General features: G+C 48.5%; 6 protein-coding genes and 3 pseudogenes. 5 read left to right on the top strand and 4 right to left on the bottom strand.

Annotated features, from left to right (window positions below; genetic code table 11):
- Both C7B65_RS29050 and C7B65_RS26085 read left to right on the top strand, forming a co-directional pair.
- Window positions 1-187, top strand: a pseudogene (locus tag C7B65_RS29050) (transposase); the annotation flags it as partial.
- Between the two features lie 212 nt (window positions 188-399).
- Window positions 400-573, top strand: a pseudogene (locus C7B65_RS26085) (HNH endonuclease); the annotation flags it as partial.
- A 521-nt stretch (window positions 574-1,094) separates the two neighbouring features.
- Here the strand turns inward: C7B65_RS26085 and C7B65_RS29775 are convergent.
- A pseudogene (locus C7B65_RS29775) lies at window positions 1,095-1,315 on the bottom strand (hypothetical protein); the annotation flags it as partial.
- Window positions 1,316-1,391: 76 nt separating this feature from the next.
- Here C7B65_RS29775 and C7B65_RS26075 point away from each other — a divergent pair.
- Window positions 1,392-2,525 (top strand): ISAs1 family transposase, encoded by a 1,134-nt coding sequence (locus C7B65_RS26075; RefSeq protein WP_073074950.1) that lies wholly within the window; start codon window positions 1,392-1,394, stop codon window positions 2,523-2,525.
- A gap of 304 nt (window positions 2,526-2,829) precedes the next feature.
- Here the strand turns inward: C7B65_RS26075 and C7B65_RS29770 are convergent, their stop codons facing one another.
- Complete coding sequence (locus C7B65_RS29770; protein WP_073074951.1) at window positions 2,830-2,958, bottom strand: ribbon-helix-helix protein, CopG family; 129 nt, start codon at window positions 2,956-2,958, stop codon at window positions 2,830-2,832.
- A gap of 36 nt (window positions 2,959-2,994) precedes the next feature.
- Between C7B65_RS29770 and C7B65_RS26065 the strand changes: the two genes are divergently transcribed.
- Together C7B65_RS26065 and C7B65_RS26060 are read left to right on the top strand one after the other, a co-directional pair.
- Window positions 2,995-4,119, top strand: a complete 1,125-nt coding sequence (locus C7B65_RS26065) for an RNA-guided endonuclease InsQ/TnpB family protein (protein ID WP_106254230.1) — start codon at window positions 2,995-2,997, stop codon at window positions 4,117-4,119.
- 125 nt (window positions 4,120-4,244) lie between these two features.
- A complete protein-coding gene (locus tag C7B65_RS26060; RefSeq protein WP_106254229.1) occupies window positions 4,245-7,835 on the top strand; it encodes a WD40 domain-containing protein in 3,591 nt (1,196 codons plus the stop codon).
- Here the strand turns inward: C7B65_RS26060 and C7B65_RS26055 are convergent.
- Entirely contained in the window at window positions 7,832-8,677 is an 846-nt protein-coding gene (locus tag C7B65_RS26055; protein WP_146135852.1) for a PEP-CTERM sorting domain-containing protein, read from the bottom strand. The two genes, C7B65_RS26060 and C7B65_RS26055, sit on opposite strands and share 4 nt — an antisense overlap.
- 51 nt (window positions 8,678-8,728) lie before the next feature.
- Window positions 8,729-9,631 (bottom strand): phosphate/phosphite/phosphonate ABC transporter substrate-binding protein, encoded by a 903-nt coding sequence (locus tag C7B65_RS26050; protein WP_106254227.1) that lies wholly within the window; start codon window positions 9,629-9,631, stop codon window positions 8,729-8,731.
- Window positions 9,632-10,046 lie beyond the last annotated feature (415 nt).

Genomic DNA, 10,046 nt, shown 5'->3' with positions numbered 1-10,046 from the left:
TCGACTCACCCGGATTCCGGGGTCTATCTCGTGAGATTAGGACGACAACGGTGGGCAATTGAAGGCTTCTTCAAAACCATCAAACATCGCTTTGGCTTGGATTGCTTTGGTCAGAAGACTCGGCTAGGAATCTATCGCTGGTTAATGCTGTCTCTCATCGCTGACCTCCTGGCACATTGGGTATCTCAAACCTTTCCCACTTGGGTGCGCCTCGATTGGGGCGAAGTCTGTGTCAAAGCCGTTGCAACACTGCTGCCGCACGTCGCCTGGGTCAAGCTGCTTCGTCAGATTCACAAGCACCGTGACCTCATTAATGAGCAAGGGTTTGAAATTAGCATCAAGCCCCTATCCTCAGCTTATTAGGAATGGTGCAAGATCTGAGGTAAATGTGCTTGGTGCGATTTGCATTTTCAACAAGGCGAATTATTGGAAATTGACCATATTAAACCCATTTCCTGTGGAGGTAAGAAGGAATGGCAAAATCTCCAATTATTACATCGCCATTGCCATGATGAGAAAACTGCCAACGATGGCAGCTTGAAGTCCCATATTGACAAAATGGAAACACATTGAGTAGCCGTGTGAAGGGAAATCTTTCATGCACGGTTTCGGACGGGAGGGGTGGAACAGTAATGTTCCCCTCGACCTTCTCAACAGTGCAAGATAGACTGGAAAGCCTTACCCAGCTTGAGTTTTAGAAAAACTATCAAAATGAGGCTCAGCATCAGGACTTCTGCCGGGAAGTGCAGAAGTTCAACGGAAGAATGAGGGTTTCAGCCGTTAAGACGGCACCAAAAGAGAGGGTGTACTATCGGTTTTTGGCTATCGCTTAGTCCAAAAGTAGTCCAAACTTGTACTACTCAAGAGTTTCAAAGATACAGCTTGATGTGGGAATAGCTGAAGCCTTTGTAGAGATAGAGTTTCAAGCCGATCCTGCACTTTTTTGCCCGTATGTCGGCTCAACCCCATCACCCATTGAATAGTGTCTCGGATGCCTAGCAGCAAATCATCGGGGTCGATGCGTCCGTTGCGATTGCGATCAAATGGGCTTGATTTCTTGCCTGTTTGGTCTTGAGGATCAGCAGACTTAGATCCTAGCCGAAAACCTGAATTGCCCGCACTACAATGCAAGCACACGATAAATGGAGCATTGCTAAGTAGTATTCTGGCTTCTTCTCCCAGCGGATCAACACGCGTCTAAATCGATTCATCCACGAGTGTGTTCGCTCTCTTACACAGTCCCCTACGGAGGGAAACCCTCCTTCAGGGCTGTGCGCTCGACCACCCATCGTCTCGCCCTGTAGTTTGGAATGTCATGAATGATCAGGGCAAACGCATGAAAAAAGAAGCGTAGGCTAAAAGCAGTGTAGTGCGCTTGCAAACTTCTGCTCATGAACTCACCTACGGATGCCCGCATTCTGAGCCATTTTGCTGATTTAGATGACCCCCGCAATCAGCGAGGCAAAGACCACCGACTTTTGGATATCGTAGCCATTGCTATCTGCGCCGTGATTTGTGGCGCGGAGAGTTGGGTGGATATCGAACTGTATGGACAATCCAAACAGGAATGGTTAGGTACGTTTTTGAGTCTAAACAAGGGCATCCCCTCGCATGATACGTTTGCGCGAGTGTTTGCCCGACTCGACCCAGACCAAATGCAGGCATGTTTCATCAGTTGGATTCGGGCAATCAGCCAACTGAGTGCAGGAGAAGTCATCGCCATTGATGGCAAAACCGTGCGGCACTCCTATGACCGAGCCAATGGCAAAGGAGCAATCCATATGGTGAGTGCGTGGGCAAGTGCTAACCGATTGGTACTCGGACAACGTAAAGTCGATGAGAAGTCCAACGAGATCACCGCCATTCCGCAATTATTGCAAGTGCTGGCGATTGAAGGGTGCATCGTCACAATTGACGCAATGGGGACTCAAAAAGAGATTGCAAGTGTGATTATCGACAAAGGGGCAGATTATATCTTAGCCCTCAAAGGCAATCAAGGAGGACTGTTTGAAGACGTGCAATGGCTGTTTGAGCAAGCCCAAGCGACCCAATTCCAGGAGGTCGCTCACGATTTCGCCCAAACCATTGACAAAGGACATGGACGCACCGAAATTCGTCGCTGCTGGACATTATCCGAGTCCGAGTTAGACTACCTGGTTCAAAAGTCGCAATGGAAAGGACTGCAAACCGTTGTGATGCTTCAAAGTGAACGGCGCGTTAACGGGCAGGTTAGTACAGAATCCCGATACTACATCAGCAGTTTAGCGAGTCATGCCGCTAAAATTGCCGCCGCGATTCGCACCCCTTGGATGGTCGAGAACCATTTGCATTGGGTGCTAGATGTTTCCTTCAATGAGGATGCCTGTCGCATTCGCAAAGACCATGCCCCACAAAATCTCTCGCTGCTGCGCCACATTGCCCTCAACCTACTGGGACAAGATCAATCGACCAAAGTAGGCATTGCAGCCAAGCGCAAGAAAGCAGGGTGGGATGATGCCTATCTCCTCAGAATTCTGGCTCTATAATTTTCTTGCGTTTGTCCTGCATCTTTAGCACAGGGTTTGACTCTCTCCGTACTCTGATGCTCAACTTGGACGAGAAAATGGATGAGTTCCTGGATGTTCTGCGTTTTTTGTCTTGTACTTAGGCTTTTCATGCGTATCTCGGCACGATATCATAACCTGCTGGTAAACTGATGTGAATTAACTGTAAGCCGATCGGGTGGTAAAGGCATTTTTGTAAATGACTTTACCGGAACGGAGGGTTCAGGAACCGTTAAAGCCCTGCTCGTTTACGACGGGGATGAAGAATCGGGTTCCCGCGCCCGTGTTAACGGGCAGAGTCCAGAGAACGAACCAACTCACGCAGAATATCGTTTAAGCTTCTTTCTTTTCGTTTGCAGTATTGGGAAAGAATCTCATATTCTTCGTCGGAACATCGCAGCGTAACCACTTTCATGCTGTCATCCTGAATGAAATATGCTATCATCCTAACATGAAGACTTTGAAGTTCAAGTTGTACAATCACAAGCGGAATCGATTTCTCAAGCGCTCAATCAATGCGGCTGGAGTCATCTATAACCACTGTATTGCTCTCCACAAACGCTACTACCGGATGTGGGGCAAACACTTGAACTGCGCGAAACTTCAGGCTCACATTGCCAAACTGCGGCAGCGCAAAGAATTCTGGCAGCTAGTCGGCTCTCAAGCGGTGCAGGATATCTGCCAACGCATTGAGAAAGCCTATCAACTGTTTTTCAAACACCCCAAAAAAGGAGTTAGACCGCCCAACTTCAAGAAAGTGAGACGATATAAGTCCTTCACCCTCAAGCAAACTGGCTACAAGTTTCTAAGCGGCGATCGCATCCAGATTGGGAATCGAGTCTACCCATACTGGAATTCTAGAGAAATTGAGGGCCCGGTCAAAACTCTGACCATTAAACGCACTCCATTAGGGGAGTTGTTTATGGTCGTGGTCGTTGACAGCGTTAATGAGCCTGAAATCAAGGTCGAGACGAGTCGCATCGCTGGCTTTGATTTTGGCTTGAAAACGTTCCTTACGGTCTCGGATGGTTCCCAAATTGAATCGCCGCAATTCCTCAAACAGTCGCTGACTGCGATTAAGAAAGCGAATCGTCAGCACTCTGAGAAGGTGAAGGGTTCAGCCAATCGGGAACGAGCTAGAAAGCATCTAGTTCGCAGACATGAAGACGTGGCGAATCGTCGCTCTGATTGGTTCTGGAAGTTGGCACACGACTTAACGAATCAATTCGATGTTTTGTGCTTTGAGACGCTGAATCTCAAGGGAATGCAGCGTTTATGGGGTCGCAAAATATCAGATTTAGCGTTTGGTGAATTCCTAAAAATCCTCGAATGGGTGGCAACCAAAAAAGGAAAGCAAGTCGTCTACATCGACCGATGGTATCCATCGAGCAAGACCTGCTTTGAGTGTGGTCATGTCCTCAAAGAGTTGGATTTGTCGGTCAGGGAATGGCGCTGTCCATCCTGCCAGTCAATCAATGGGCGCGATGAAAACGCGGCTAAGAACATTCAAGCAGTTGGGGCATCAACTGTTGGGTTAGGTGATGTCAGACGGCCTTTGCCTGCAATCGCTGTCTGATCCCAGAATCCCCGGGCGTTTACGCCGGGGAGTATGTCAAAAACGAGGTGGAGTCCATTCTGATGTTTTTAGCTTGGCATAACTAAAGCCCAGCTAAAACAGAGGTCAAACTATCGAGTTAATGAATGGAATTTGATACTGCACTGGAATTTACCGACGCTCTCGTGTTTGCACACACAGGCAAACACCTGAGTGATCTGCAAACAGCCGTATTCCGTGCCTCCTGGTCTGTGAAAAATCAGAGCTATGACAAAATTGCTGAAACCTATGGATATTCGCCTAACTACATTAAGCAAGATACGGGTCCAAAGTTATGGAAGCTGCTGTCGGAGGTTTTAGGGGAAAAGGTTAGTAAAACGAATTTTAAGGCAGCGATCGAACGGCAATGGCAGTCAACTTCAGCTAGCGCATCCCAGCCCTTTCCTCTTTTAGCGCAGGATGTGAAGACACCATTGTCTTTAGAAAAGGAACGTTCTAGCTTGCGCCAAGATTGGGGAGAAGCGGTTGACGTATCTGTCTTTTATGGACGGACTGAAGAATGCACTCAACTTGAGGAGTGGATTGTTAAAGACAACTCCCGTTTGGTCGCTGTTTTAGGCATAGGTGGGATGGGTAAAACAGCCCTATCAGTGAAACTTGCCCAACAAATTCAAGACCAGTTTGAGCGGATTATTTGGCGATCGCTGCGCGATGCCCCCCTAGTTGAATTTGTTCTGGCTGACTTGCTGCAATTTTTGAGTCAGGGTGAGCAAACTGACCTACCAGAGGATACTGCCAGTCGAATTCTACGGCTCATTCAAGAATTACGTGCCACCCGCTGTCTGGTCATCTTAGATAATGCTGAATCCATTTTACAAAGTGGCGATTGTGTGGGGCAGTATCAAGCAGGCTACGAAGGGTATGGCGAACTTCTCCACCATCTCGGTGCCGATCGGCACCAGAGCTGTGTGATTTTGACCAGCCGAGAAAAACATAAAGAAGTTGCCCTCTTAGAAGGGGAATCCCTGCCTGTTCGCTCATTACAGCTCAGAGGCTTAAAAGTTGAAGAAGGACAAGCCATTTGCAAACTCAAAGGCAGTCTGTCAGGGTCGGAGGGAGAATGGCAACGATTGGTGGAACGGTATGATGGCAATCCCCTCGCCTTAAAGATTGTTTCAACCACAATTCATGAATTGTTTGATAGCGATATTTCGGAGTTTTTGCAGCAGGGAACGATCGTTTTTGATGATCTGGGCGAACTATTAGATCAACAGTTCGATCGCCTCTCTGAGTTAGAGCAGACAATTTTATACTGGCTTGCGATCAAGCGGGAGCCAACCTCGCTTCAGGGATTGGACGACAGTATTGTATCGCCCCTGTCCAAACGAGAATTGCTAGAAGCTGTTAAATCGCTAGGACGACGATCGCTGATTGAGAAATATGGCACTAGCTTTTCCTTGCAGCCTGTGGTGATGGAGTATGTCACCGATCGCCTGATCCAGCGCGTTGGTGCAGAAATTTCTACGGGACAGATTGCCCTCTTTCAAAGCCATGCTCTGATTGAAGCGCAAGCCAAAGAATATCTCAGAAAGATTCAGACAAGCTTTATCCTGAAACCGATTAGCGATCGGCTCCTCTCTAGCTTCAAAAAGAACACTGCAACCCAACTCAAACAGATCCTCGCCTCACTGCGGAATGACTCAACGCTAGAACCGGGATATGCCGGGGGCAATGCTATCAATCTCCTTTGCTTTCTGGAAGTCGATTTAAATGGCGAAGATTTTTCCCATCTCACCATCTGGCAAGCTTACCTTCAGAATGTTAACCTGCACCAGGTAAATTTCACAGGGGCAGATTTAGCGAAGTCTGTTTTTGCCCAAAGGTTGACTAGTATCGGCTCCGTTGCCTTTAGTCCCGATGGTCAATTACTAGCAACGGGAGATGCAAGTGGAGAGATTCGCTTGTGGCAGGTTGCGGATGGTCGGCAACTGATGGTTTGTAAGGGGCATTCGGGTTGGGTACGTTCTGTCACCTTTAGTCCCGATGGCACGACCCTGGCAAGTGCAAGCAGTGATCAGACAATCCGGCTGTGGGAGGTCAGTAGTGGAGACTGTCTCAAAGAACTGCGGCAGCATTCTAGCTGGGTGCGTTCTGTCACCTTTAGTCCTGATGGCACCACTTTAGCCAGTGGCAGTGGAGACAACACGATTAAGCTGTGGCAGGTTCACACGGGGGAATGCTTCAAGACGCTTCAGGGGCATCACCATTGGGTGTGGTCAGTAGCGTTTAGCCCGGATGGTCAGATCTTGGCGAGTGGGAGCGAAGACAAAACGTTAAAGCTGTGGAATGCTAGCACTGGCGAGTGTTTGCATACCTTGCAGGGGCATACGCTGTGGGTGCGATCGGTCGCCTTCAGCCCAGATGGGACAGCCCTTGCCAGCGGGGGAGGAGACAACACCGTCAAACTTTGGGATCTGAAGACGGGAGCGTGTCTCCAGACGCTTCAAGGGCACAGTCATCGAGTGCGATCAGTCGTCTTCAGCCCGCAAGGAGATCTATTGGCAAGCGGCAGCGGTGACTACACCGTCAAACTATGGGATATCAGTACGGGTCAATGCTTGAAAACCCTGTATGGACATAGCAATCGTTTAGAGTCGGTTGCCTTCAGCCCGGATGGGGTAACGCTTGCCAGCGTCGGGGAAGACCGCACGATGCGGCTGTGGGATACGAGTACAGGACAGTGCCTGCGAACATTGCAGGGGTATGCAACCTGGGTGCAGTCGGTTGCGTTCAGCCCTGACGGTGCCACTTTAGCGAGTGGGAGTGAGGATCATCAGGTGAGAATGTGGGATGTTGAGACAGGGGAATGCCGCACCACGATGAAAGGGCATCAAGGCTGGGTTTGTTCGGTTGCTTTCAGCCCGAATGGCACGACTCTTGCCAGTGGCAGCAGTGACTACCAGATTAAGCTATGGGATGTGAGTACGGGGCAATGCCGCAGCACGTTGCAGAGTAACCGTTGGATTCGGGCGATCGCCTTCAGTCCCAATGGCACGACCCTTGCCAGCGGCAGTGGTGATCATCTGCTAAAGCTATGGGATGTTCAGACCGGGGCGTGCCTCAAAACCTTCTCTGGGCATACAAGCTGGGTGTGGTCAGTTGCGTTCAGTGCCGATGGTCAAACCTTAGCTAGCGGCAGCTACGACAAAACAATCCGGCTATGGCATGCCAGCAGCGGAGAATGTCTTCAACTACTCTCTGGGCATACAAGCTGGATTCAGACCGTCGCCTTCAGCCCTGATGGTAAGACCCTGGCGAGTGGAAGTTGCGACAACACCATCAAACTGTGGGATGTTCAGACTGGGGAATGTCTTCAAACATTCTTAGGGCACACCAGTTGGATTCAAACTGTCGCCTTCAGCCCTGACGGTCAAGCTTTGGCGAGTGGAGGTTGTGACAACACGATCAAACTGTGGGATATTCAGACCGGGGAATGCAGACAGTCTTTACAGGGACACCTGAGTTGGATTTGGTCAGTTGCTTTCAGCCCGATCGGTCAAACCTTGGCGAGTGGGTCTCAAGACGAAACCATTAAACTTTGGGATCTCAAGACGGGTCATTGTCTCAAGACCTTGATTGCTAAAAGACCCTACGAAAGAATGGACATTACTGACGTAAGAGGGCTGACAGAGGCTCAAAAAGTCACATTGAAAGCTCTAGGTGCAGTCGAGAGCTAGGATTTCGGTTCAATCAATTTTGACTTGCGCTGAAGTCTGATCCCAAGCAAGCCGATGCAAAACACTGAAGCCAAAACATTGGAGGGTTCAGGAACAGCCACAGTTGCTTGATTCGAGCCGTACCCTACCAAAATCAAGGAGGTGGGACTGGTAAAGGAGCGGGAAAGGCTGCCCTGCACCGAAGCCGAAGCCTGATTGCCTCCTGAAAAGCTGTTAAGAGAAGTCTGCTTGGAACTGAACGTAATGCCAGCGCTCTGATCGACAGTTAGCGCATTACTACCTGGCGTTCCTAAATTACTGGCGATCGTTAAAAAGTCTAGGAGAGTCAAATTGGCTGGGTCAGCCGAATCATACAACCCAAGACCGATGGTGCCGATCGCGGTAGCAGTTTCATTTCCAGGCTGATCGATTGAGGTATTTAAATTTAACGAAGTATCGAAGTCAAACGAAAACGTTTCTCCGCTTCCGATCTGAAACGTGTAGCCAATGACCTGAGCAACACTCTGCGCGAGTCCAGAGTAGTGGTTACCGCTGCCACTCACGACACTAGAAGAAGAACCGTTAGCCTGTGAACTCGATCGATTCGATTCATCAGTTAGAAAAAGTGCATTCGCATCGGCATTACTCTTAACCAAGCCATTAGGGGCAATGGCTTGAGTATTGGTGTCGCGTAGAGCTGTGACATTGAGCGGCAAAGCACTAAAGTGATTGATTTTGAAGGTTGCCTCAGAACTGGACAATGTAGAAGCCCAACCTGGAATTGCCAACAGAGCGCTCGTGCCGATCGACGTGGCAAGGGAAGCAACAATGCGAGTTATAGGTAATCGATTGATCATAAACATCTCAATTATCCTCGATTAAGCCAAGGTTCTGAAAAATAGAGAGCATACGCCCTACTGAGGCTGCGAAGTAGCCGCGTTATTTTGATTGAATTCCAGCACAGCAGGTTTCTTTTTAACCTGAGCTTCCAATGGACGCACTTTTTCGACCAGCTTAACAAACTGTGTATAGTCAGGCAACTTTGCATCGGGAATATAGCCCGCATCTTCAACAATACTTGCAGTTGCTTGACTCATCGCTTTCTTAATTTGTTCTTGCTCATTGACATCTACTGCTGGGCTCACCAAAACGACCCCCGCAGGAACGGGACGACTCGTGTGCAAAACTCGAAACTTTGTGGTTCCAAACTGGTTTCGATATTGCTGAAACTCCTCTTCAGATAAGGCCCCGGCATCAATCGTTCCCTGACTGAGCCACTCTAGAACCGTTTTTGGAGTGGACGAGAAGCGGATCTCTTTCAGTGTCAAGCCATAGAGATCATAAAGGGGTAAATAATAGCCAGCGGCAGAGCCAGGTTGCCCTAATGCAACCACTTTATTAGCCAAGTCTGAAATATTCTTGAATGGGCTGTCATCTCGAACGAGCAGCACCGATCGCAAGTTGTTCAACCCTTGCAGCGGAAAAATAGGAGTGTATTGATTTTTGCCGATCGCGATCGCAGCCAGACCCGGCGGCGCGAACACAACTGACCAGGTTTTGCTATTGATCTGTTGAACCGCTTGCAGTTCATTCAGTGCTGGTTCAAGTTCAATAATTTTATGGGTTTGCTTTTCTAAGTATTCCTTAAAATTTTGATACTTATCTAAAGATTGTGCGCCTGCGTCATAACTTACAAGTCCGATGACCCATTTTTCGACAGGCTCAGAATTGTTTTGGCTACAGCTCGAAAAGGTTAAAGCAGGTAGCAGAAACAATTGAGAGAGCAGCAGATGACGTAACCGAAAGGATAACCGCATACATTTAATTCCACTGTTATCGCGCTTGCTTAGTATCTTACCTGACAGTCTAAGGGCATTGTCCACTGAAATCAGGCTTAGTTGCAAAACTATATCACCCTACTGGTTCCTAAGAACTCTTTGCGTCTGGGGAAAGAGTGAAAACTCAACTTTTCTGAACTCTCCTCAATTCCTCTCATCTTTTCCTCGCATTTCAATCAATTTAACTCCTGGATTTACCTCAGTTTTTCTAGATTGTGGACAGCTTGAATCCTGCCTATAGTAGGGACATCAAATGAATCGAGCGGTTCACAAAACAACCCCAGATTCAACCTCTACTAAACACAACCAGGAGAACTATCATGTCAGACAAACTTGCTCAATCTCAAGAAACCAGCATCGAACTGTCCGAACAAGATTTAGATGCAGTCGCTGG

The sequence above is a fragment of the Phormidesmis priestleyi ULC007 genome (assembly GCF_003003695.1).
Classification (GTDB): domain Bacteria; phylum Cyanobacteriota; class Cyanobacteriia; order Leptolyngbyales; family Leptolyngbyaceae; genus Phormidesmis_A; species Phormidesmis_A priestleyi_A.
This window is presented reverse-complemented; position numbering and strand designations above follow the sequence as displayed.